Annotated in this window: 23 protein-coding genes and 4 tRNA genes; 16 read left to right on the top strand and 11 right to left on the bottom strand. The window is 71.8% G+C overall.

The window, feature by feature from the left end; genetic code table 11:
- Positions 1 to 77 precede the first annotated feature (77 nt).
- Positions 78 to 149, bottom strand: a tRNA-Val gene (locus SPOPO_RS0120460).
- 575 nt (positions 150 to 724) lie between these two features.
- Between SPOPO_RS0120460 and SPOPO_RS0120455 the strand changes: the two genes are divergently transcribed.
- On the top strand, positions 725 to 1141 hold the full coding sequence (locus SPOPO_RS0120455; RefSeq protein ID WP_033385126.1) for an SsgA family sporulation/cell division regulator: 417 nt from the start codon (positions 725 to 727) through the stop codon (positions 1139 to 1141).
- Between the two features lie 131 nt (positions 1142 to 1272).
- Here SPOPO_RS0120455 and SPOPO_RS0120450 read toward each other — a convergent pair whose 3' ends face one another.
- Together SPOPO_RS0120450 and SPOPO_RS0120445 are read right to left on the bottom strand one after the other, a co-directional pair.
- Positions 1273 to 2100 (bottom strand): aminotransferase class IV, encoded by an 828-nt coding sequence (locus SPOPO_RS0120450; protein ID WP_019876908.1) that lies wholly within the window; start codon positions 2098 to 2100, stop codon positions 1273 to 1275.
- On the bottom strand, positions 2097 to 3143 hold the full coding sequence (locus tag SPOPO_RS0120445; RefSeq protein WP_019876907.1) for a chorismate-binding protein: 1047 nt from the start codon (positions 3141 to 3143) through the stop codon (positions 2097 to 2099). The genes SPOPO_RS0120450 and SPOPO_RS0120445 overlap by 4 nt, the downstream gene beginning before the upstream one ends.
- 124 nt (positions 3144 to 3267) lie before the next feature.
- Between SPOPO_RS0120445 and SPOPO_RS0120440 the strand changes: the two genes are divergently transcribed.
- The 5 genes from SPOPO_RS0120440 (at position 3268) to SPOPO_RS0120420 (ending at position 4502) form a co-directional block, all read left to right on the top strand.
- A tRNA-Gly gene (locus SPOPO_RS0120440) sits at positions 3268 to 3340 on the top strand.
- 38 nt (positions 3341 to 3378) lie between these two features.
- Positions 3379 to 3450: transfer RNA gene (locus SPOPO_RS0120435), tRNA-Cys, on the top strand.
- Between the two features lie 16 nt (positions 3451 to 3466).
- A tRNA-Val gene (locus tag SPOPO_RS0120430) sits at positions 3467 to 3541 on the top strand.
- Between the two features lie 188 nt (positions 3542 to 3729).
- The gene (locus SPOPO_RS34500) at positions 3730 to 3870 is read left to right on the top strand and encodes a hypothetical protein (protein WP_156870091.1); all 141 of its coding nucleotides are present in this window, start codon (positions 3730 to 3732) and stop codon (positions 3868 to 3870) included.
- On the top strand, positions 3870 to 4502 hold the full coding sequence (locus SPOPO_RS0120420; RefSeq protein ID WP_019876905.1) for a Fic family protein: 633 nt from the start codon (positions 3870 to 3872) through the stop codon (positions 4500 to 4502). The genes SPOPO_RS34500 and SPOPO_RS0120420 overlap by 1 nt, the downstream gene beginning before the upstream one ends.
- Before the next feature lie 229 nt (positions 4503 to 4731).
- On the opposite strand, the gene SPOPO_RS0120415 is transcribed toward SPOPO_RS0120420, so the two are convergent.
- Positions 4732 to 5367, bottom strand: a complete 636-nt coding sequence (locus SPOPO_RS0120415; RefSeq protein ID WP_019876904.1) for a class I SAM-dependent methyltransferase — start codon at positions 5365 to 5367, stop codon at positions 4732 to 4734.
- A 74-nt stretch (positions 5368 to 5441) separates the two neighbouring features.
- On the opposite strand from SPOPO_RS0120415, the gene SPOPO_RS0120410 reads away from it, so the two are divergent.
- Positions 5442 to 6044 (top strand): hypothetical protein, encoded by a 603-nt coding sequence (locus SPOPO_RS0120410; protein WP_156870089.1) that lies wholly within the window; start codon positions 5442 to 5444, stop codon positions 6042 to 6044.
- A 72-nt stretch (positions 6045 to 6116) separates the two neighbouring features.
- On the opposite strand, the gene SPOPO_RS0120405 is transcribed toward SPOPO_RS0120410, so the two are convergent.
- The 3 genes from SPOPO_RS0120405 to SPOPO_RS0120395 form a co-directional block, all read right to left on the bottom strand.
- Positions 6117 to 7562 (bottom strand): HNH endonuclease signature motif containing protein, encoded by a 1446-nt coding sequence (locus SPOPO_RS0120405; protein ID WP_245541733.1) that lies wholly within the window; start codon positions 7560 to 7562, stop codon positions 6117 to 6119.
- 101 nt (positions 7563 to 7663) lie between these two features.
- Positions 7664 to 9319, bottom strand: coding sequence for an AMP-dependent synthetase/ligase (locus SPOPO_RS0120400; RefSeq protein ID WP_019876901.1), 1656 nt, complete (start codon positions 9317 to 9319; stop codon positions 7664 to 7666).
- Positions 9320 to 9413: 94 nt separating this feature from the next.
- Positions 9414 to 9674 (bottom strand): hypothetical protein, encoded by a 261-nt coding sequence (locus SPOPO_RS0120395; protein ID WP_019876900.1) that lies wholly within the window; start codon positions 9672 to 9674, stop codon positions 9414 to 9416.
- Between the two features lie 103 nt (positions 9675 to 9777).
- Here SPOPO_RS0120395 and SPOPO_RS30780 point away from each other — a divergent pair, with 103 nt between their 5' ends.
- The 3 genes from SPOPO_RS30780 to SPOPO_RS0120375 all read left to right on the top strand — a co-directional run bounded on the left by SPOPO_RS30780 (position 9778) and on the right by SPOPO_RS0120375 (position 11201).
- Positions 9778 to 10113: a YnfA family protein gene (locus SPOPO_RS30780; RefSeq protein WP_019876899.1), complete on the top strand. Its 336-nt coding sequence runs from the start codon at positions 9778 to 9780 to the stop codon at positions 10111 to 10113.
- A 24-nt stretch (positions 10114 to 10137) separates the two neighbouring features.
- Positions 10138 to 10572 (top strand): hypothetical protein, encoded by a 435-nt coding sequence (locus SPOPO_RS0120385; protein ID WP_019876898.1) that lies wholly within the window; start codon positions 10138 to 10140, stop codon positions 10570 to 10572.
- Positions 10573 to 10946: 374 nt separating this feature from the next.
- Entirely contained in the window at positions 10947 to 11201 is a 255-nt protein-coding gene (locus SPOPO_RS0120375) for a hypothetical protein (RefSeq protein ID WP_019876896.1), read from the top strand.
- 103 nt (positions 11202 to 11304) lie between these two features.
- Here the strand turns inward: SPOPO_RS0120375 and SPOPO_RS0120370 are convergent, their stop codons facing one another.
- The 3 genes from SPOPO_RS0120370 to SPOPO_RS35320 all read right to left on the bottom strand — a co-directional run bounded on the left by SPOPO_RS0120370 (position 11305) and on the right by SPOPO_RS35320 (position 15417).
- Positions 11305 to 12960 (bottom strand): molybdopterin-dependent oxidoreductase, encoded by a 1656-nt coding sequence (locus SPOPO_RS0120370; protein ID WP_019876893.1) that lies wholly within the window; start codon positions 12958 to 12960, stop codon positions 11305 to 11307.
- 121 nt (positions 12961 to 13081) lie between these two features.
- The gene (rsgA, locus tag SPOPO_RS0120365) at positions 13082 to 14125 is read right to left on the bottom strand and encodes a ribosome small subunit-dependent GTPase A (protein WP_033386983.1); all 1044 of its coding nucleotides are present in this window, start codon (positions 14123 to 14125) and stop codon (positions 13082 to 13084) included.
- 110 nt (positions 14126 to 14235) lie between these two features.
- Positions 14236 to 15417, bottom strand: a complete 1182-nt coding sequence (locus tag SPOPO_RS35320; protein ID WP_211210934.1) for a YihY/virulence factor BrkB family protein — start codon at positions 15415 to 15417, stop codon at positions 14236 to 14238.
- A 407-nt stretch (positions 15418 to 15824) separates the two neighbouring features.
- Here SPOPO_RS35320 and SPOPO_RS0120350 point away from each other — a divergent pair, with 407 nt between their 5' ends.
- From SPOPO_RS0120350 to SPOPO_RS0120330, 6 genes are all read left to right on the top strand, one after another.
- Complete coding sequence (locus tag SPOPO_RS0120350; RefSeq protein ID WP_019876890.1) at positions 15825 to 17528, top strand: nitrite/sulfite reductase; 1704 nt, start codon at positions 15825 to 15827, stop codon at positions 17526 to 17528.
- An 18-nt stretch (positions 17529 to 17546) separates the two neighbouring features.
- Positions 17547 to 17720, top strand: a complete 174-nt coding sequence (locus SPOPO_RS34490) for a transposase (RefSeq protein ID WP_156870085.1) — start codon at positions 17547 to 17549, stop codon at positions 17718 to 17720.
- Complete coding sequence (locus SPOPO_RS0120345) at positions 17717 to 18457, top strand: phosphoadenylyl-sulfate reductase (protein ID WP_019876889.1); 741 nt, start codon at positions 17717 to 17719, stop codon at positions 18455 to 18457. The genes SPOPO_RS34490 and SPOPO_RS0120345 overlap by 4 nt, the downstream gene beginning before the upstream one ends.
- Complete coding sequence (cysC, locus tag SPOPO_RS0120340) at positions 18454 to 18999, top strand: adenylyl-sulfate kinase (RefSeq protein WP_019876888.1); 546 nt, start codon at positions 18454 to 18456, stop codon at positions 18997 to 18999. Before SPOPO_RS0120345 ends, cysC begins: the two co-directional genes overlap by 4 nt.
- A gap of 16 nt (positions 19000 to 19015) precedes the next feature.
- Positions 19016 to 19747: a sirohydrochlorin chelatase gene (locus SPOPO_RS0120335; RefSeq protein WP_019876886.1), complete on the top strand. Its 732-nt coding sequence runs from the start codon at positions 19016 to 19018 to the stop codon at positions 19745 to 19747.
- 63 nt (positions 19748 to 19810) lie between these two features.
- Positions 19811 to 20539, top strand: a complete 729-nt coding sequence (locus SPOPO_RS0120330) for a VIT1/CCC1 transporter family protein (protein ID WP_019876885.1) — start codon at positions 19811 to 19813, stop codon at positions 20537 to 20539.
- On the opposite strand, the gene SPOPO_RS30770 is transcribed toward SPOPO_RS0120330, so the two are convergent.
- Complete coding sequence (locus SPOPO_RS30770) at positions 20532 to 21047, bottom strand: class I SAM-dependent methyltransferase (protein ID WP_019876884.1); 516 nt, start codon at positions 21045 to 21047, stop codon at positions 20532 to 20534. The two genes, SPOPO_RS0120330 and SPOPO_RS30770, sit on opposite strands and share 8 nt — an antisense overlap.
- Positions 21048 to 21114: the final 67 nt, after the last annotated feature.

Genomic DNA, 21114 nt, shown 5'->3' with positions numbered 1-21114 from the left:
TGCTCGTTCGCGCGCCTCGGAGCCGGGCCCCGGGGCGGAACCTCGAACAAACAGCGTCACGGGGACGCTGCGTTCCGTGGGCGATACTGGGTTCGAACCAGTGACCTCCCCGGTGTGAGCGGGGCGCTCTCCCGCTGAGCTAATCGCCCGGGATGAGGAGCGCCACCATACCGGAGCCCGGCCCACCCGCCGATGCCCGCCCGGGACCACCGCCGGTGGTGGTCCGGGCGGCCAGCAAGTGTCGGTCGGGCCCTCGCTGCTCATGACAATGGCACTGGATTCCACACGCCAAGCGGAGTTCAAACTTCGCTGGACCATGATCGACAACGGCCCTGGCCAAGTGCCCTATTAGCGCGATGCGGGGGTGTTCGACCGCACGCCCCTCCGGCACCCTCTGCGAGCCCGTCATGCCAGGTGCGTCCGCATTCACGCAGGACAATGGGGCACAAATCGGACACGTTCGATTCCGGCCCGTAGCGGGAATAGATCTTGCTCGGGCCGACGCCGCCCGACGTTGCCCGGACATTGCGTTTCCGCGCGGCCGTTGCCCTCGAAGAATCATGGCGATACACAGTGACCTGAGGTTGCGACGGACGTTGTACAGCGTGAACCACCACAGCACGGCGAGGTTTGACTCCCTGGGTCCGGCAGCGGCAACGCAGCCGGTGTCCCGGAGAGGCCGGGCAAACCGCCGAGCACCATTCGAGAGAGGTACGGCACGCAGATGAAGGCAGAGTCTTCGGTCACCTGCGAGCTTCGCTTGCGCCTTCTGGTCGCAGGCGACGCAGCCCTGCCGGTCCCCGCGGCGCTGCGGTACGACCTTGCAGATCCCTACGCCATCCACGCCACGTTCCACGCGGCGGGCGACACGGTCGAGTGGGTCTTCGCCCGCGACCTGCTCGCCGCTGGTCTCCGCGACGACGCCGGTCTCGGCGACGTCCGCGTGTGGCCCTCCAGCGAGGCCGGTGTGCAGGTCGTCTACATCTCCCTGAGCTCGCCCGAGGGCGAAGCTCTGCTGGAGGCCCCCGCGCCCGAACTGTCCACCTTCCTGGACCGCACCTACGCGACGGTGCCGGCCGGCTCGGAGTCCATGCACCTGGACATCGACGCCGCGCTCACGCAGCTGATCGCCGAGAGCTGAGGCTCCGCGGGTCCGGCCCCGCGCGCAACGAACCCACGGTGGGGCGTCCTTCGGGACGCCCCACCGTCATTGTGCCGGGACAGATGATCTTGAGCAGTCGCTCTTGTGACGAATGATCAGATAATGATCTTTCAGATCGGATCGGGATCGTTCGCCGCATTTCGCGCGAACACCTCCGCAACGGAGGTCGTGACCGGCCCGGGCGCATTCGCCAACTGACGGTCGTTCACGGCGGCGACGCCCTGGACGTCACGCGTCGACGAGGTCAGGAAGACCTCGTCGACGGTGGCAAGGTCGGCGGGCGTCAGGCGCTCCTCACGGACCTCTGGGCACCAGGCGAGCACGAGTGCGCGCGTGACGCCGGCGAGGCAGCCGGAGGTCAGCGGAGGCGTGCGCACGACCCCGTCGTGGACGAGGAAGACGTTCGTCCCGGTGCCCTCGCAGAGCTCGCCGATCGTGTTGGCGAACAGGGCCTCCCCGGCCCCCGCGGAGTGCGCGTGGGCGAGGGCGACGACGTTGTCGCCGTAGGAGGTCGTCTTCACGCCGGCGACCGCCGAGCGCTCGTTGCGAACCCACGGGACGAGCACGACGGACTCGGTCGCGGGCCACGGCGACATGGGTGACGCGGCGACGACGAGGGTCGGTTCGGCGTCTCCGCGACCGGACCCGAGCGGGGCCTCGCCGGCGGTGAGCGTGATGCGCACTCTGCCCGGATTCGACCCGAGTTGTGCGCAAACGTCGGCCACCGCGGTGCGGACCACGGTGTCGTCGGGGACGGGCAGTCCCATCGCCGTGGCCGACGCGGCCAACCGGGTGAGATGCCGGGTGAGCGCGAAGGGCGTTCCGTCGACGACCTTTGTCGTCTCGAACACACCGTCCCCGACGGTGAAGCCGTGGTCGAAGACCGACACCGTCGCGGCGTCGCGGTCGACCATCGCGCCGTTGACCCAGACCTTCACGTGACTCCTCCGCGGCTCGTGCTGACGACCTCCGGCGCGCCCGACGCCAGGCCCAGGAGGCGCTCGGCCTTGAGTTCGGTCTCGGCCCACTCGGCGGCCGCGTCGGACCCCCAGGTGATGCCGGCGCCGGTGCCGAAACGGAGGACGTCGCCGGTGCGCCAGAACGTCCGGATGGCGACCGCGAGGGACCCGGTGCCGGCGTCGGCGTCCACCCAGCCGAGAGCACCGCAGTAGGGCCCGCGGGGCACCGGCTCGTAGTCGCGGATGACGTCGAGGGCGGCCAGCTTCGGGGCGCCGGTGACCGAGCCCGGGGGGAAGGTCGCCGTCAGGAGGTCGGGCCACCCCGCGTCGGCCCGGAGACGGCCGCGGACGGTCGAGACGAGGTGGACGAGCCCAGGGTGCGGTTCGACCGCGCAGAGTGCCGGGACGGTCACGGAGCCGGTCTCGCAGACGCGGCCGAGGTCGTTGCGGACGAGGTCGACGATCATCACGTTCTCGGCCCGGTCCTTCTCGCGGAGGTCCCCGCTCCCCCGGCCGGTGCCCTTGATCGGGCTGGACTCCACGATGTCGCCGGAGCGGCGCAGGAACAGTTCGGGCGAGGCACCGGCGACGTGCACGTTCCGGGCGGGCAGCCGGAGCAGCCCGGCGTGGGGGGCGGGGTTGCCGGCCGCGAGGCGCGCGGCGAGGCCGGTGACGTCCGCCCGGGCGGGGTCGGGGAGGGGCGCGGAGACGATCCGGCAGAGGTTGGCCTGGTAGACCTCGCCGGTCGCGATGCGCGCGCGGATGGCGTCGACGGCCGCGGTGTAGGCCGGCTCGTCCAGCGAGGTGGTCCAGTCCTCGCGGCGCGGCCCGATCCACGGGCCGGCCTCCGGGGCCCCGGGCCGGACGTCGGAGAACCGGGCGCAGATGATCTCGCCCTCGAAGGTCGCGAGCACCGCCCAGAAGCCCGCGGAGTCGAGCGCGGCCGGGTCGTCGGTGACGTCCACCAGCCCTTGGGCGACGACTCCACCACCGCTGAACAGCGGCTCGTCCGCGGCGCTCACCTGCGGCAACCTACCCCGCTCCCCCGACCGCGCGACTCAACGTGGAGGTTGTTGAGAACCAGTGCGACGGATGGGCTATTGTTCTGACTCGCACCGCAGAGATCCCCGGATCGAAGCGGACCGCGCGGACGTGGCTCAGTTGGTAGAGCATCACCTTGCCAAGGTGAGGGTCGCGGGTTCGAATCCCGTCGTCCGCTCGAAGGTGGCCGACGGGCTACCCCAGGGCAACACCCCTGGCCGGATGGCCGAGTGGCTTAGGCAAGGGCCTGCAAAGCCCTGTACGCGGGTTCGATTCCCGCTCCGGCCTCGCACCCACCAAACCCGGGCGTTTAGCTCAGCGGGAGAGCGCTTCCCTGACACGGAAGAGGTCACTGGTTCAATCCCAGTAACGCCCACCAGTAAAACCCCAGTCAGCCCCGGTTTTCGCCGGGGCTGACGTCATTTCTGGAACATATCTGGAAGATCCCGTTCCATTCCTCGCTCGCGGCGTGCTCGACTCCTGCAGTGCTGCGGTCGGCCGGCGCTACCATCGATTCGCAGGCCTGATCGTGTGGCCGAGAGGAGGCGAGTCGTGAACCGTCGCATCGTGAGTAAGGAAGCCGTGGAGCGGTTCGCTGCCCGGTCCACGAAGGCGTCCGCAGCCCTGGAACGCCGGACGGTGCCTGACGGCTTCATCCGGTCGGCCAAGGTGCAGAAGTTCCTCAACGAGCGGCGCCCGCGAGTCTGATGTCGCTGACACCGGCGTACGGAGAGACGCCGGTCTCTGCTGAGGATGAAGCGGCCCTCACGGCGTGGGCGCGCGAGCTGCTCGGGGAACCACTGATCAAGGCAGCGGTGTTCGACCTCGAGCAAGGCATCCAGGTTCAGGAGACCCGCGAGTACCTGGTGCCCGCGGTGCTCGACGGGACGCTGACCCTCGATGAACTCCTGTCGGACCGGTTCCTCCGGGAGCTGCACGAGCGGCTCTACGGCGAGATCTGGGATTGGGCGGGCGTGTTCCGCACCCGGGAACTGAACATCGGCGTCGCTCCCTGGAACATCAGCTCCGACCTCGTCCAGTCGTTCGATTCGATTCGGTACCGGTGGTCGCTGGGGCACTGGTCGCCCCGCCAGCTCGGGATGGCAGCTCACGCTGAGTCGGTCCGGATCCACCCGTTTGCTGACGGCAATGGGCGCACGACGCGGCTCCTCGGCGACCTGGTGTTTCTCGCGGCGCAGACCGGCGACCTCGAAGAGTACGACTGGCAGTTCGACGGATTCGACAAGCGCCGATACGTCGAACTCCTGCGACAGTTCGACGTGCACCGCGAGCCCGACGACCTGGCCACCTATCTGCGGGTCCGCCCCTTCGGTGAGTGACTCCCGTCAGCCGCTGCCGTAGCGGCGGAGCGTGCGTTCGCTGCAACCGGTGTACGCCGACGCCTCGGCCATGGTGAGCCGGTCATGTGCGGGACGCTCATTCGAATCTCCTGGATGCGGGCGAGCGAAGCGGTGATCCAATCCGCCCGCTAGAAATTCAAGCCTGCGACGCCCACCAGGAAGATGCAGTCAGCCCCGGTCCTCGACCGGGGCTGTCGCATTTCCCGGGTCAGTCGCGGCGCGAGAGCAGGACGTCGTCGGGGATGTCGGGGCCGTCGTAGCCGGGTGGTTGTCGGCGGGGGCGGAGGCCACGGGTCTCGACGGTCCAGCCCGCGTCCACAGCAGCGGCGAAGTCGGCCGGCAGCAGGTAGTCGTCGGGGTCCATGCCTTCCGGCAGTCGGTTGTGGGCACGGACGGCGGCCAGGTCGTGGCCGACGACCAGGAGGCGGCCGCCTGGGGCCACGAGGCCGAGGATCGTGCCCAACAGCGAGCCGTCGGCGGAGTCCTTGCGCAGTGCCGGGTACTGGAGCGAGACGAGGTCGAACGGGCCCGGCGGCGGGTTCTCGGCGAGGTCCGCCACCACCCAGGTGACCGGCAGGTCGCCGGCCTTCTCCCGGGCCCGCGCGATCGCGACCCCGGAGATGTCGAGGGCGGTGACATCCCACCCGCGCGCAGCAAGCCAGATGGCGTCGGCGCCTTCGCCGCACCCGACGTCGAGGACGCGGCCGGGCGGCAGGTCGGACACGAGGTCGACGAGCGCGGAGTTCGCGCGGCCGCTCCACCGCTGCTCGACCTCGCCGTACCGGGCGTCCCAGGACTCCGCGGTGTCGTAGCTCTCCGGCGCCTCGCCATGATGGGTGCTCATGCCGTTGACGGTAGGAACCGCACCGGCACGCGGCAACGGATGTTGCGGGAACAGCAACGCGACCAGGAGGACCAGTGTCAGAGGCTCGACCCCGGTACACCGTGTGGATCGACGCCCCGGCCGGTTGGGTCCCGATCCCCGCCGTCGGCACCGACCCCGGACCCTGGGCCGCCGAGACCGCCCAGCAGTTCTGGGACGCCGCCGCCCCGGTCCGCGCGACGCCGGGCGCGATCGCCGACACCGCCGCCGTCCTCGCCGCCCGCGCGCGGGACTGCCAGACCCGCACCTGGATCCACGCCCTCTTCCGGCTCACCAGCCCGGACGCACCGCCCGCCATGACCGCCGAGCTCCAGCTGCTCGTCCCCGACGGGCCCGACGACCCGTTCACCGTCGAGGCCTTCTCCGCCGCCCTCGCCAAGCGCAACCGCCGCGCAGTCGTCAACCGCGAGCAGCTCCCGGCCGGCCCCGCCGTCCGGTGCCTGCGCCCGACCCGCGGACCCCGCGAAGGACTCCGCCGTCCGACCCTCACCCAGGTCGTCCACGGCATCTTCCCGCCGCAACTGCAGCGCGAAGGGCTCGTCCTCGTCACCACCGGCACCGGCCTGACCAGGGGCTCCCCCGCCCTCGCCGAGGTCGACGAGCTCGCCACCCGCATCAGCGTCGAGATCCTCGCGTAGGCGTGCCGTTACGTCCGACGATGTGGCTGCAATAGCGACCACTTCTTCGGACACAACGCCGGCAGGGCGGGGCTACTCGCGGCGGGGCGATTCCGGTGACGGTGGATCCGGATCCTCGGGCGGAACCTTGAGGCCGTCGCGGATGAGTTGCCAGTGCGCGTTGCGTCTTGGCTTCTGTTCGGAATCAACCCACTTCGGGGGGATCATTTCGGGGTGGCCGTCCTCGGCCATCCGCACGCCCCAGCCCTTCCCTTGCAACGCGGTCAGTGGTTGCGGTGGGTCTCTGCGCGGTGATGATCGGATCAGATAGTGTTCGTGGGAGCAGACCAGGGCCATCTTGTCGACGTCGGTCGGGCCGTCGTCCCGGTCCCACCACTCAATATGGTGCGCTTCGCACCACGCCGCCGGGCGGGTACATCCCTCGCCGATGCACCCGATGTCCCGGGCGACCAGCGCGGCCCACTGGGCCGGGGTGGCGGTGCGGACCTCGCGGCCCATCGCCAGCGGCACTCCGAGGGTGTTCGCCACGATCGGGGTGATCCCGGCGTCGCAGGCGATCCGCTGCACGGTCGCGATGTCCAGATCCTCACCGGTGGCGGTGCGGGCGAAGGGGTGCCCGGTGTCTCCGGCCATCGTCTCCACGCTCGCGGTCACGTGCAGGTGCGGACGCACGCCGTGGGACGGGGGCAGATCCCCGAAGCGCAGGAACTGGCGGAACACGTCCCCGAGCGCATCGTGGCGGCGCTGCGGCGCGCTGCGTTCATCCCGGACGCCGTTCACCGCGGGTCGCGGGGCGGCCAGCGGGTCGAGCGCGGCTTTGACCAGGGCGGCGACCTCGTCAGTCAGCTCGCCGCGGATGCGGTGCGACCCGTTGCCGAGGTCGGTGATGGTGAGCGACCGCTTGCGCTGCGCGCGGGCCGCCCGCTTGGACTCTGCCGGCGCGTCACCGGTCGGGTCGTCCGGGTCCGGTGCCGGGGGTTTGCCGTCCTCGTCGATGACCTCTTCGATGTGCTTGCCCAGGCGCAGGATCGCCCCGGGGTCCGCCCCGTGGGACTTGGCCAGCAGGAACGTCTCCGCCTTCGCGAGCTCCGAGGCGGAGCCGACCGGTTCGATCTTGCGCAGGCTCCGCGCGACTGCCCGGGCCTGGTCCCGGTTGAGCTTGCCGTCGGCGAGAGCTTCGACGGTGGCGGTGCCCTTGCGGGAGAGGATGTCGGCGTCCTTGACGCGCTGCCGCGCTTCGGCCGGGTGCAGGTTCAGCTTCTGTCCCAGCCAGACCGCGGTCGAGATCTTCCCGTCCTGCAGAGAAAGCCCGCGGACATCGGCCTCCCGCACCGCCCGCACCCCGACCGCCGCGACCGCGGAGTCGAGTTCGGACTGCGCCCGGACCATCAGTTCCAGATCAGCGTCGGTGAGCGTCCAGACCTCGTCCGCGGTGAGCATCGCCGCGACCTTGCGGACGTCCTCCACAGCACTGGCGACCAGTCCCAGTGCCGGATGCATCCCCACCCCTGCGGACATACCACGATTCTACCCGCATTCGAACACATGTTCTAGTGCTGTCAAGACCTCATTAGTCCCTACTGTCACTACTTTCTGACCCACCGTCACCCCAGTAGTCCTCACCCGTACAGCGCCTCGATCTCCGACGCGTACTTGGCCGCCACTCCCCGCCGCTTCAGCTTCATCGTCGGGGTCAGTTCGTCCCCGTCCGGCAGCCAATCCACCGGCAGGACCGTGAAGTTCTTGATCTGCTCCACGCGGCTCAACCGCGCGTTGGCGGCGTCGACCGCGGCGGTGATCAGCTCCAGCGTCCCGGGGTCCTCCGAAACCACCGCCGGGGACGGGTCGAGCCCACAAGCCGCGGCGTGCGCGGCGGAGGCGTCGGGATCCAGGACCAGCAACGCGACGTTGTACGGCCGCCCGTCCCCGATCACGCAGGCCTGGCCGATCAACGGACTGGACGCCTTGAGCTTCTGCTCGATGTTCGCCGGCGACATGTTCTTGCCGGCGGCGTTGATGATCAGCTCCTTCTTGCGGTCGACGATGCGCACGTAGCCCGCGTCGTCGATCTCCGCGATGTCGCCGGTGCGCAGCCACCCGTCCGGGTCGATCGCCTCGGCCGTGCGTTCCGGGTCGTTGCGGTAACCGACCATGATGTTCGGCCCACGCACGAGCAGTTCGCCGTCGTCGGCGAGCTTCGTCTCGAGCAGGTGCATCGGCCGACCGACCGAACCGACCCGCACCGCGCCGAGCGGGTTCACCGTGCCGGCGCACGCCGTCTCCGACATCGCCCACCCCTCGACGACCGGAAGGCCCAGCGCCATCAGGTACTCCAGCGTCTCCGGCGCGATCGGGGCGGCACCCGAGAGCACCCAGTCCGCCTGGTCGAGCCCGAGGCCGGCGCGGGTCGCGGCCTTGACCTCCTCCGGCAGCGCGGCCGGGTTCGTCAGGCCCTTGGCCTCCAGCGCCGCGCGGATCTTCTCCCAGATCCGCGGGACGGCGAGCCAGCTCGTCGGCCGCGCGTCGACGAGGCCGGCGAGCACACCCTTCGGGTCGTCGACCGACGTGATCGACGACCCCGTCGCGATCCCGATGTAGTACGCCAGGAACCGGTCCGCGATGTGCGCGCACGGCAGGTACGACACCAGCCGGCCGCGGGGCTGCAGCGGCAACGTCCCGCAGCACCCCTGCAGGGCGGCCATCAGATTCGCGTGCGAGAGCTGCACGCCCTTCGGCGGCCCGGTCGTGCCGGAGGTGTAGATCAGCGTCGCGAGGTCGCTCGGCTCCACCGCGCGCCACGAGGCCTCGAAGTCCCGGTGCGGTGCGTCCGGCAGCTCGTCCTCGATCAGGAGGATTTCGACGTCCCCACCCGCCGCCCGCACCGACCCCGCGAACTCCCGCTCGGTGACGACGATCCGGTTGCCCGCGTTCGAGAACAGGTATGCGATCTGCTCCGGCGAGGACGTGTTGTAGATCGAGAACGGCGTCGCCCCCAGGTGCAGGACCGCCATGTCGAGCAGGTGGAACTCCGGACGGTTGCGCAGCATCAACCCGACGGTGTCGCCCCGCCGCACACCGCGCTGCGCCAGGCCCCCGGCGATGCGCTCCACGCGCTTGCCGTACTCGGTCCACGTCAGTGCCGCCGGATCGCCTACCGCCCGCAGGGCCGGCGCCTCGCCGTGGAGCCGCACCGTGGTCTGGAACGCCTCGCACACCGTCGCCGCGTCGAACGCGGGGCTGCGGTCCGTGTGCACCTGCGGGGACGTGAGCGTCATCTCCGGGCCCCTCATCGTCGAGGTGGTACGCGTGGCGCGACCTTAGCCCTACCCGAACGTCGCTGACGAGGCCTCAGTCCCTCCTGGCCGGCGCTCAGTCGCCGAGCGGTTCGAAGTGCTGCCACGCCCCGGACAGCACACCCCACCGGGGCGCGACGGCGAGGCACCGCTCCGCGACGAAGCACGGCGGCCGCTGCTCGCGCTCCAGCGCCTGCCGGATCCGCGCCACCGCCCGGGCGTGCCCGACCAGCGCCCGGGGCCAGTCGTCGTACGGCCCCGCGAGGACGACGCCCTGATCGGTGGCGACCCACCATGACGGCGGACGCTCCGGCGTCCGGGACGGATCGGCGGTCATGGGTCGGCGGCTCCCGCGCAAAACGGAACGGCTCGACCCTCGGCGCACACCGTAGCTCCGGCCGGTCGGCGACCGCACCAGGAGGCCCGCGAAGAATGGGCCCATGGACACCCTGCGCTCGATCGGCCTGTTCGTCTTCGCCGCCGTCGCCGAGATCGGCGGCGCCTGGCTGGTGTGGCAGGGCGTCCGCGAGCACAAGGGCTGGGTGTGGGCCGGCCTCGGCGTCGTCGCCCTCGGCCTCTACGGTTTCGTCGCCACCCTGCAGCCCGACCCGAACTTCGGCCGGATCCTCGCGGCCTACGGCGGCGTGTTCGTCGCGGGATCACTCGCCTGGGCCATGACCCTCGACGGCTTCAGGCCCGACCGCTGGGACCTGATCGGCGCCGGCCTCTGCCTGCTCGGCGTCGCGGTGATCATGTACGCCCCACGGGACGCCTGAGCTGCGGCGGGTACCGTCGCGCGGGTGACCACCAGCAACGACGCGGATCTCCTCCTGGCCGTCCTGGTCCAGGCCTCGAACTCCTCCGCCGACCCGGAGACCTCGGTCTCGATCACGCTCACCGTCGGCGGGCTGGTGGTCAGCGGCGACCTCGTCCCCGCGTGGGTGTGGCTCCGCGAGGTCCGCGGCCTGCTCGTCGAGGGCAGCGGAACGGGCGCTGACGGCATGGCCAACGTCTTCGGCATGCTCGCCGACGACGCCCTCGGCGACGCCCTCATCCGCGACGCGACGGGTTCGCTCGAGGACGAGGAAGCCCCCGCCCAGGCCCTGCCGACCACCATCCACCTGGCTCGCGCCGTGGTCCTCGGCGCACACCACCACCAGGAACTCGCCGGCGGACTCTGGCGCGGCCGGCTCAGCCACGTCACCGGATGGACGTTCGGCCGCTTCGAGCCGTAGCCCGCCCCCATTCCTCGAGCGGCGCCCCGCGCGACGCCTTCGCGCGCACCTGACTCACCCCGACTGTCCCGATATCGCCTACCCGGACGGGGGTTTCCATTCGGACAGGTGCCGGGGTGGGTCGATAGACCTGACGTCGTCGCACGTCAGGCCGAACCGAAGTCCGACATCCGGGGGGATGCGATGACGACTCCGGCGAGCACCCGCTCCAGCAACGAACCGACCGACATCACGCCCACGAGCACCGGACCGCTCGAGATCCTGCCGACGGCCAACGGCCGCGGCCGGAGCGAGTGGCCGATGCCGGGAAGGACCGGGTTCGGGGGGACCGGTCCGTCCCTTCACCGTCCGCGATTCGGGGGGACCCGGACGGTGTGATCAAGTCCGGCGCGGCCGGTGCCGATGTTCCCTACGGCGCCGGCCGCACCGGCCTACTCGGGGGATGGAACATGTTCGGAGATGACCGGTACTACCGCCGCTCAGCCGTGCCGCTGGTGCCGACGGGGTGGCGCCGCAACGGCGTCATCGGGATCACCGCGACGGTGCTGATGGCCGGTGGTCTGCTCCTCGCCGCCGCCACCGCGGACGACGCCGACGCGGCCACGATCGAGACCGTCGGCCAACCCTAGGCTGACCTGACGCACCGTCAGCAGTACCGATGGCGCAGTTGAGCACCGGTCTCAGGGCGGGGACCGGTGCTCAACTGCACCATCGGGCCGGCTACCGGGCCCGCTATCGGGCCGAATCGGGCACGGTGAGCCGGACGGTGTGCCAGCCGGTCGCGCCGTCAGGGTCCGGGCGCGCCCTCTTCGCGGTCTGCACCTCGCCCGAGGCGTCGGTCGCCCGGACCGCGATCGTGTGGTCGCCGGGGGTCGCCTCCCAGCCGCGCAGCCGCCACTGCCGCCACGTGTCCGGGTTGTCCCACGGCGCGAGCTCGGCGACGTACGGCTCGCCGTCGATCAGCACCTCGACCTTGCGCACGCCCCGGTGCACGGCCCAGGCCATGCCGGCGAGCTGCGTCGACCCGGCCGCGACATCGCTGTACGGCGTGGGGAGCTCGATGCGCGACTGCGTCTTGACCGGCGCCTGCTCCGACCACCCGCGCGAGGTCCAGTACGCCTCGAACTCGTCGAAACGCGTCACCTCGAACTTGGTCAGCCATTTCGTCGCGGAGACGAACCCGTACAGACCGGGGACCACCATCCGCACCGGGAAGCCGTGGTCGACCGGCAGCGGCTGGCCGTTCATCCCGATCGCGAACATCGCGTCCCGGCTCGGGTCGGTCAGCGCCGACAACGGAGTCCCGCAGGTCCAGCCGTCGGCCGAGGTCGACTTCACCGCTTCCGCCTCGGGCCGGATCCCGACGGAGGCGAGCACGTCCGCGACCCGCACCCCGAGCCAGCGCGCGGTGCCGTTGTAGTAGCCGCCGACCTCGTTCGAGACGCACATCAGCGTGACGTCCCGTTCGATCAGCGGCGCCGTCAGCAGGTCGTCGAAGGTCAGCGTGACGGGGCGATCCACCATCCCCGTGATCGTCAGCTTCCAGGTCTCGTGGCTCAGCCGCGGGACCACGAGCGCGGTGTCGATCCGGTAGAAGTCGTCGTTCGGCGTGAAGTACGGCGTCAGGCCGGGGATGGAAAAGTCGGCGCGCCGCACCGGCGGGGCCGGGCTCGCCGGCCGGGGCAGGGCGAACAGCCCGGACGTCGCGTAGCTCTCCTCGCCGAACTTCCACAGCGCTCCGCCCGCGACGCCGACGGCGGCCACCCCGCCCGCCGCGGTGAGGAAGGTCCGCCGGTCGAGCCCCGCCGCGAGGGCGAGCGGCCGCCGGGTCGGGATCATGACCGCCGGCCGTTGGGGTTCGTCGACCGCGACCACGGGTGCGCGCGGCGTCACCCGCGCCCCGAGGCCGACCGACGCGGGTTCGACCGGCGGCGTCTCGCCGGCCTCCGCCCGGTCCAGCGCCCCGAGCAGGAGGATCAGTCCCCCGGTGCTCACGATCAGCGCGACCAGCGCCGGCGTGACGCGCACCAGCGCCGGGTCGTCGACACCGCGGAAGGTCGCCACGGCGAGGACGCCGACCAGCCCCACCCCGATGGACATCCCGACGGCGAGCGCACGGCGGGTCACCCCGACCGCGCCGGCGACGGCGGCGAGGAGCGCGATCGTCGCCAGCATCCCCGCGACCAGGACCTGCTTGTCGTCGACGCCGAAGGTCCGGATCGCCCACTCGCGGAGCCAGGCCGGGGAGGTGTCGATCGCCCACGTCCCGACCGCGACCACGGGGGAGGGCCCCGCGATCGCGGTCGCGACCCCCTCGGCCGTGCCGACACCGGCGAAGGCGGCCAGGACTCCCCCGGCCGCCCCTTCCGCCCGTGCCCGCAGCGTCACCCGACGTCCCCTCGACCACTTCCGACTTCCCAGCCAGCCTGACACGCCGGACCCGCCCCGGACCCGCTCGCGGCCTTACGGTCCGGCTACGGGATTCGGGGCGGGCGCGGGGCCGGATCGGTCAGCGACCCGGCTTGGGGTTCCGGCGCATCTCGAGGTGGATCTGCTTCCACGCCTTGGTCCGCTCCTGCCGGAGGCGGTGGTCGGTGCGGGAGGCGATCCACTCCGCCTCGCGGAGCAGCTTGCGGTAGCTCTGCCAGCGACGATCCTCGAGGCGGCCGTCGGCCAGCGCCGCCTGGACGGCGCAGCCCGGTTCGGACTCGTGGCCGCAGTCGCCGAACCGGCACTCCGAGGCGAGGGCCTCGATGTCGCCGAAGACGCGCTCGACCCCCTCCTCGGCGGACCACAGCCCGGCGGCTCGGAGCCCCGGGGTGTCGAGGACCGCCCCACCGCCCGGGACCGCCACCAGCTCGCGACGGACGGTGGTGTGCCGCCCGCGGCCGTCCTCACGGATCGACTGCGTCGCGAGGTCGGCGCCGGTGAGCCGGTTGGTCAGCGAGGACTTCCCCGCACCCGAGCGGCCGAGCAGCGCGAGCGTCCGACCGAACCCGACGTAGGGCTCGAGCCCGGCGTAGCCGTCGCCGGTCGCCGAGCTGACGACGTAAACCTCGACGCCGGCCGCGACGCCCGCGACCTGGTCGGCGATCGCCCACGGGTCCGGGACGAGGTCGGCCTTGGTGAGGACGATCAGCGGCGTCGCGTCGGTCTCCCAGAGCAGGACGAGCAGGCGCTCGATCCGGCTCAGGCTCGGCGTCGGGTCGAGGCCCTCGACCAGCGCGATCGCGTCGGCGTTCGCCGCGAGCGGCTGTGCCTGGGACTCGCCGCCGGCGACGGCGCGGGTCAGCAACGTGCGCCTGGGCAGGACGGCGTCGACGAACGACGGCCCGTCCGGCGTCCGCCGTAGCACCACCCAGTCGCCGGTGCAGGGGGCGTCGCGGGACTCCGCGGCGAGCCCGGGGGTGGGGAGGGCGTCGGTCGGGCCGGCGGCGGTCAGAACGAGCAACCGGCCGCGGTCCACCCGCGTCACGCGGGCGGGGACGACGGCGGGGTCGCGGTAGCGCTCGAAGGCGGCGCCGAGGTCGGCGCCCCAGCCGAGGGCGAGCAGAACGTCCGGGTCGGACGCGGGGTCCGGAACCGGGGTGGAGACAGGATCAGAGGCAGACGGATTCAACGCGGCACCTTGAGTTGGAGGAAAGGGAGCGAGAAAGCGCGCGCTCAGAGACGGCCATGTCGCTTCACCTCCTCCGGTGCCGGGGCCTCGGGCTCGTCCTGCGCCGGGGCCGTGTGTTCGCCGAAGACTACGGGCAGGACGGTCACGTCGTCGCCCGAATTTCCGCCGGTCGCCGGGCCGGCGTCCGCGGACGGGTCCCCCGCCGCCTCGACCGGTGCCTCCGGGGTCTCCGGGGCGTCCGTGGTTGAGGAGGGGACCGGGGCCGGCGGGGTGATCTGCTTCGTCGCGCGGAGGACGGGGATCCCGTCCAGGGTGTGGTCGTCGTGCCGCTGCGGCCACTGCCGGTCGACCGCGGCGTTGAAGGCGGCGCCGATGAGCATCGCGATCGACAGGACGTAGAGCCAGATCAGCACGACGATCGAGGCGGCCAGCGGGCCGTAGATCGACGTGCTGCCGACCGACCAGTCGATGATCTTGCGGACGAGGTAGCTGCCGAGCAGCCAGCCGACCAGCGTCAGGCCCGCACCCGGGAGGCAGCGGCGCCACGCGTTGGGCACCGGGACCGCGATCCAGTACAGGGTCGTCAGCGACGCCATCGTCAGCACGATGACCAGCGGCCAGTACAGGACCATGACCCAGTGGGCCTGCTCCGGGATCGCCTCGGAGACCAGGTCCGGCCCGGCGAGGATCGGCGGCGCCAGCACGATCGCGATGACCAGGCCGACGATGTAGAGCGAGAACGACAGCGCCCGGGTGGCGATGATCCCGCGGTGGCCGCCGAGGCCGTACATGATCGCGATCGTGTCGATCATCGTGTTCAGCGCGCGCGACCCCGACCACAGGGCGAGCAGGAAACCGAGCGAGACGATGTCGAACCGGCCGCCGTCGAGGACGTCGTTCAGCGTCGGGACGATGACGTCGCTGACCGCCTGGTCCGAGAGCGCCTCGCGGGACAGGTCGATGATGTTGCTGCGGATGTCCTCGACCGTGTCCGGGCCGATGACGTCCGCGAAGTAACCGAGCGTGCCGACCAGCCCCAGCACGAGCGGGGGCAGGGACAGGATCGCGAAGAAGCCGATCTCCGCCGCCAGACCCGTGACGCGATGACGCAGACAGATCGAGAACGTGGTCCGGGCGAGCCGCCGTAGATGCCCGACTGCGGAGAACACCCGCCGGGGGCGCGGCGCGGCCGGGCCGGTCCCGGCCATGGAGCTGCCACGGGCCATGTCCCTACGGTAGCCATCCACACGTGTCGCACACGTCTCCGACGCCCCCGGACGCGCCGGAACCTTGCTTTAATTGGACTTAGTCGATAGAGTTTCGAGTTGGCCGGACAAGCGCTTCTGCAAATGTCCTGACAACCCCGGAGACGGGTGTCCAGATGCTGGACGCGCCGTGGTTTTCGCGCGTTCTCGTGCCACCCTGACCGCGTGAACATCGAGCGGATCGCCCTCGTCGAGCGTCGTCACATCGACCTCGGCCGCGTCTGCACGATGTCCTGTCTGGCCGGCTGACCACTCCGCCCCCGCCTCTTCCCGCGCGGGCGCGCCGGTCCCCTCTCGACACGCCCTGCCCGCTGCGGCGTGTCCGGGGTTGCGGCGTGCTCGCTGTCAGCCGAAGGACCAGACTTCCCGTGAAGAACGCCGACCGCACCACCACGCCCACCGCCGGTTCCCGCGCCCCGAAGCAGGGCCGCGCCAAGGGGCAGGGCCAGTGGGCCCTGGGCCACCGCGAGCCGCTCAACGCGAACGAGCAGTTCAAGAAGGACGACAACCCGCTCAACGTCCGGGCCCGCATTCTCGACCGCTACCAGTACACGGGTTTCGACTCGATCGACCCGAACGACCTGCGCGGCCGCTTCCGCTGGATGGGCATCTACACCCAGCGCAAGCCCGGGATCAGCGGCGGCCAGACGGCCGTCCTCGACCCCAACGAGCTCGACGACAAGTACTTCATGATGCGCATCCGCTCGGACGGCGGGCAGCTGTCCGGCGAGCAGCTCCGCGCGATCGCCGAGGTCTCCACGACCTACGCCCGCGACACGGCGGACGTGACCGACCGTCAGAACATCCAGCTCCACTGGGTGCGGATCGAGGACGTCCCCGCGATCTGGGAGCGCATCGAGGCGGTCGGCCTGTCCTCGCTCGAGGCCTGCGGCGACTCGCCCCGCGTCGTGCTCGGCTCCCCCGTCGCCGGGATCGCGGCCGACGAGATCGTCGACGGCACGCCCGCGATCCGCGAGATCGTCCGCCGGTACATCGGCGACCCCGAGTTCGCGAACCTGCCCCGCAAGTTCAAGTCGGCGGTCTCCGGCTCGCCGGCGATGGACGTCGCGCACGAGGTCAACGACCTCTCGTTTCTCGGCGTCGTGCACCCCGAGCACGGCCCGGGCTTCGACGTCTGGGTCGGCGGCGGGCTCTCGACCAACCCGATGCTCGCCCAGCGCCTCGGCGTGTGGGTGCCGCTCGAGGAGGTCCCCGACGTCTGGGCCGCGGTCATCTCGGTGTTCCGCGACTACGGCTACCGCCGGCTCCGCAACCGCGCCCGGCTGAAGTTCCTCGTCGCCGACTGGGGAGTCGAGCGCTTCCGCGAGGTCGTCGAGACCGAGTACCTGCACCGCAAGCTGATCGACGGACCCGCGCCGGAGACCCCCGGCCCCGGCTTCCGCGACCACCTCGGCGTCCACGCGCAGCGGGACGGCAACTTCTACGTCGGGTTCGCCCCGCTCGTCGGACGCCTCAACGGGACGCTGCTGAGCAAGATCGCCGACCTCGCCGACGAGTACGGCACCGGTCGCGTCCGACTGACGGCGGAGCAGAAGGTGCTCATCCTCGACGTCGCCGAGGACAAGGTCGAAGCCCTCGCGGGCGCGCTGGAGGCACTCGACCTGCAGGTGCGGCCGTCGCCGTTCCGCCGCCAGACGATGGCCTGCACCGGCATCGAGTACTGCAAACTCGCGATCGTCGAGACCAAGGGCCGCGCGGGCGCGCTGGTGCGTGAGCTCGAGCGCCGGATCCCGGAGTTCACCACCCCGCTCACGATCAACATGAACGGCTGCCCGAACTCCTGCGCCCGCTCGCAGGTCGCGGACATCGGCCTCAAGGGCGTGCTCGTCCCCGGTCCGGACGGCGAGATGGTCGAGGGCTTCCAGATCCACCTCGGTGGCAGCCTCGGAATCGACGCCGGCTTCGGCCGGAAACTCCGTGGGCTCAAGGTCTCCTCGGCCGAGCTCGACGACTACGTCGAGCGCGTCCTGCGCCGCTACCTGGCGCAGCGCACCGAGGGCGAGCGGTTCGCCGCCTGGGTCGTGCGGGCCGACGAAGCCGACCTGGCCTGAGCCGCCGGGAGTCGGGCCATGAGTGAACGGGCTGTCCCGTTCCACTGCCCGTACTGCGCCGAGGAGACCCTGCGTCCCCTCGAGACCCACGGGCAGTGGGCGTGCGCGTCGTGCCGACGCGCGTTCGCGTTGAAGTTCCTCGGCCTGGCCGGGGACACATCGAATGGATCCAGTGAGGAGGTGTCCGGATGACGATCGTCGACCTGTCCTCGCCCCGCGTCCGGCGCCGCCGGGACGAGCGGGCACCCGCCGACCTCGCGCACCTCGCCGACATCGCCGGCAAGGAGCTCGAGGAGGCGTCGGCGACCGAGATCGTGCGTTGGGCTGCCGAGACCTTCGGAGACCGCGTCGCGGTGACGTCGTCGATGGCCGACGCCGTCGTCGCGCACCTGGTCTCGGCGGTGAAGCCGGGCGTCGACGTGCTCTTCCTGAACACCGGCTACCACTTCGCCGAGACGATCGGCACCCGCGACGCGGTGGCCGCGATGTACGACGTCAATGTGCTCGACGTCGCACCGACGCTCAGCATCGCGCAGCAGGACATCGCGTTCGGGAAGGACCTGTGGGCCCGCGACCCGGATCAGTGCTGCGCGCTGCGCAAGGTCGCCCCGCTGAACAACGCGATGCGCAACTACGACGCGTGGATCACCGGCATCCGTCGGGACGAGACCCCGGCGCGGGCGAACACGCCCGTCGTGTCGTGGGACGCGAGCCGCGGCAAGGTGAAGATCTGCCCGATCGCCCGGTGGACGCAGACCGACGTCGACGCTTACGTCGCCGAGCACGGGGTGCTGCTCAACCCGCTGCTGATGGACGGCTACGACTCCATCGGTTGCCGTCCGTGCACCCGTCGCGTCGCGGCGGGAGAGGATTCCCGTGCCGGACGTTGGTCCGGGTCCTCCAAGACGGAATGCGGGCTGCACACATGAGCACTTCCTCCACGGGCGCCACCATCTGGCTGACCGGGCTGTCCGGCGCGGGCAAGTCGACCATCACCGAGGCGCTCGCGCCGCGGCTGCGGGCGGCGGGCCACCGGGTCGACATCCTCGACGGCGACGAGGTCCGTCAGGTCCTCACCGCCGACCTCGGGTTCTCCCGCGAGGACCGGATCACCAACGTGCGCCGCATCGGCTACGTCGCCGAGGTGCTCTCCCGCAACGACGTGCTCACCCTGGTGCCGGTGATCGCGCCCTACGCCGAGGCGCGCGACTCCGTGCGCGAGCGCCACGAGAAGGCCGGCACCCCGTTCGTGCTCATCCACGTCGCGACCTCCGTCGAGGTCTGCGCCGAGCGGGACGTGAAGGGCCTGTACGCGAAGCAGAAGGCGGGTCAGATGACCGGGCTCACCGGCGTCGACGACCCGTACGAGGAACCCACCAACGCCGACCTCCGCCTCGACACCGCCGGCCGCAGCCTCGACGAATCCGTCGACGCCGTGTGGGCCGTGCTGTCGGCGCGGGGGCTGATCTGATCGGACGAACTCCCTCATGATCGGCACCCCCGAGTCGCTGCTGCTCGTCGCCCACGGAAGCCGGGACCCCCGGCACGCCGCGACCATCGAGCGGCTCGCGGGTGCGACCCGGGCGGCCCGGCCGGACCTCTCGGTGCGGGTCGGGTACCTCGATCACAACGGCCCCCGGGTCGCCGAGGCGCTGACCGGGCTCGGTTCCGTCGTGGCGGTCCCGCTCCTGCTCGGGCACGCGTTTCACGGCAAGGTCGACGTCCCCGCCGCCCTGGCCGAGGGCGCGGCGCGCACCGGGGCCCGGGTCTCGCTCGCCGGCGTCCTCGGGCCGGACCCGCGCCTGCTGCCCGCGGCGCTCCGCGCGGTGACGGACGCGGCCGGCGTCGCCCCCGGCCCCGGGACCGGGCTCGTGCTCGCCTGCGCCGGGACCACCGACGCCGACGCCAAGGCCGCGCTCCGCCGCCTCGCCCTGCGGTGGCGGCGTCAGCTCGGCGCGGACGTCCGCGTCGCCGATGCCGCCAACACCGGTCCGGGCGTCGGGGAGAGCGTCGCCGCCCTCCGCGCCGCCGGTGCGACCCGCGTCGACGTCGCAGCCTGGTTCCTCGCCCCCGGCCTCCTGCTCGACCGCGCCTCCGCGGAAGCGTTTGCCGCCGGGGCCGACTCCGTCGCCGCCCCCCTCGGCCCCGCCCCCGAGGTCGTCGCCACCGTCCTCGCCCGCTTCGACGCCGTCACCTCCCGCCGAACGGCCGTCGCCTGACCGGCACACCCGACCGGCGCGCAGTCTCGCCTTACCGGCGGGCCGCGTGATTGCCTGCGACCCGTGAGTGAGGACAGCGCCACCGAGCATCCGGGCGAGGCCCATCCCCCGCACGGGGCGACCAGTGACCGGCTCAACCGGCTGCGGGCGGCGGTGCTGGGGGCGAACGACGGGATCGTGTCGCAGGCCGGGCTGGTCGTCGGCGTCGCCGGGGCGACGACCGACCGGACCACGCTGCTGACCGCCGGGCTGGCGGGGTTGGTCGCGGGGGCGGTGTCGATGTCACTCGGTGAGTACGTGTCGGTCAGCTCCCAGCGGGACGCCGAGCAGGAGCTGCTCGCGCAGGAGAAGCGGGAGCTCGCCGAGCAGCCCGAGGCCGAGCTCGCGGAGCTGGCCGAGATCTACGAGCAGAAGGGGCTGCGGCCCGAGACCGCGCGCACGGTGGCGCGAGAGCTGACCGAGGCCGACGCGCTCGGGGCGCACGCGGAGGCCGAGCTCCACATCGACCCGGACGACCTGATCAACCCGTACACCGCGGGGCTCGCGTCCGCCGTCGCGTTCGTCCTCGGCGCGCTGCTCCCGCTGCTCGCCATCACCCTGCCGCCGGTCACCGCCCGCGTCCCGACGACGGTCGCCGTGACGCTCGCAGCGCTCGCCCTGCTCGGCTGGCTCTCGGCCCGGGCGGGCAACACCGACCCGCGCCGCCCGGTACTCCGGGTCCTGATCGGCGGTTCGGCCGCCCTCGCCATCACCTACGCGATCGGCAACGTCACCGGCGCGGCCATCAGCTGACCCGGCGAGCCGTGGCCCCGAAGCCGAGCGGGCTGCGGTGGGCGATCACGTCGGCGAACCCGGCGGCGAGGCGATCGGTCAGGATCGGCAGCAGCCGTTCCGGGTCCTGCGGCCCGTGGCCGAAGACGAGCACCAGCCGGCCGTCCGGCCGGAGGACCCGGCGCAGGACCGCCAGCTCCGGCGCCGGGTCGCGGATCCAGAACAGGTTGACGTCGATCGCGAAGGCGACGTCCACCGAGGCGGCCGGCAGGTCAAGGTCGGCCAGGGCGACCTGGCGCACGGACATCCGGCCCGCGGCGATCGCGGCGGCGTTGCGCCGGGACGTCCGGGCGATCGCGGCCGCCGACCGGTCCGTCGCCACCAGCGACCCCGTGGTCAGTCGGGCGCAGACCTCGGCCGCCGCGACCCCGGGCCCGCAGCCGACCTCCATCACCCGTTCGGAGCAGCCGAGGTCGAGCAGGTCCAGCGCGAGGCGGACCCGATCGGGAACTGCGCTGGTCAGAGCCATGTTTCTCCGTCCCGGCGATGCTCCGAGCCCCGCCGCCGAACCCGCCAACTCGCTGGGAGTCCGCGGG

Source organism: Sporichthya polymorpha DSM 43042 (assembly GCF_000384115.1).
GTDB lineage: Bacteria > Actinomycetota > Actinomycetes > Sporichthyales > Sporichthyaceae > Sporichthya > Sporichthya polymorpha.
Note: the sequence above shows the minus strand (reverse complement) of the source record. Positions and strands in the feature narration are given on the sequence as shown.